At 47.9% G+C, this 1,087-nt stretch carries 1 protein-coding gene; it reads right to left on the bottom strand.

The annotated features are described in order from the left end of the window. The coding region (locus BV390_RS30335; RefSeq protein WP_085397643.1) for an IS481 family transposase at positions 1-1,044 on the bottom strand (1,044 nt) is incomplete at its 3' end. Between the last annotated feature and the right edge of the window lie 43 nt (positions 1,045-1,087).

The following is a 1,087-nucleotide window of genomic DNA, read 5'->3' as shown; positions in this document are numbered from 1 at the left end:
AGGAGATGTATGGGTCCACCACATATTGCAATTTTTACTCTCACGTAAAATATAGTCCACTGGCGTCATCAGTTCGAGTGATTTATGTGGCCTTTTGCTGTTATACAGCACCAGATATTCAGCCATTCTTTGATTAAACAAATTCAGGTCCTCAAAAAGCAACAATTCATTGAATTCAATAAATTGTTCTCTAAGTGTCCGGTTAAATCGCTCACAGGTCGCATTCATTTTCGGTGTGTACGGATAGGTCCAGATGTGTTTAATCGAGGCTTCCTGTAGCGTTTTATCAAAGTTACCGAGGAACTCCTTACCGTTGTCAGTGACAACTTGTCTGATAGCGACAGGAAAGAGCTTTGTGGCCTTGCTGAAGAAATGGCTGGTAATATCGCTGTTGAGTGAAGGGACCGCCAGGGCCAGCGCATAGTCGCTGTGCTCGTCGATCATGGTAATGATATAGCGGCGTAGGTCCCCCATCCTGAGTTCAATCGCGTCCATCCCTATGAGTTCGCCTGTTTTTACCGGGCGGTATTGTTTTGGTCTTCTGGGCTTCACTGAGCGTTTTTTTATCAACCGGGCTTTGCCCCTGGCGCTGAGGCGTACGGGGATCATCCGCATTTTATCGTGAGCACCAGCAATGATTCTTCCAATGGTTGACGTGCTGGGACAGGTAAAATGCCGCGCTTCACACCATGGTTTCAGCCTGACAAAAATCTGCTCTTTGCCGAGATTGGGTAACTCAGTTCTCAGACGCCTGATCTCCTTGAGTACATCAGGATGCCAGTGCCTTGAACGGCGAACCAGAGGGGCTTTGCTTCTTGGAATTAGTGCTTCTGGACCACCGGTGCGCAGTAACCGGCGCCACCAGTAGAGTGTTCGCGTTGATACGTCAAAAGCATCAGCTGCGGCACGGATCCCGTGCTTATCCCAGAAGTTCAGAGCCTTCATTCTTAACTTCGCAATCTCGGGCATAAGAGAGTGTTTCATCGCATAAGCAGTTGCTCGGTAATACCCAAAATAGCCGACACCGATATGCTGCATCAACATCTGGCAATCCCTCCTTTAGTGTTCTGAGGCAATTGCAATATCT

Origin of the sequence: Klebsiella sp. YJ, from assembly GCF_002108615.1 — a bacterium.
GTDB classification, from domain to species: Bacteria; Pseudomonadota; Gammaproteobacteria; order Enterobacterales; family Enterobacteriaceae; genus Klebsiella; species Klebsiella planticola.
Note: the sequence above shows the minus strand (reverse complement) of the source record. Positions and strands in the feature narration are given on the sequence as shown.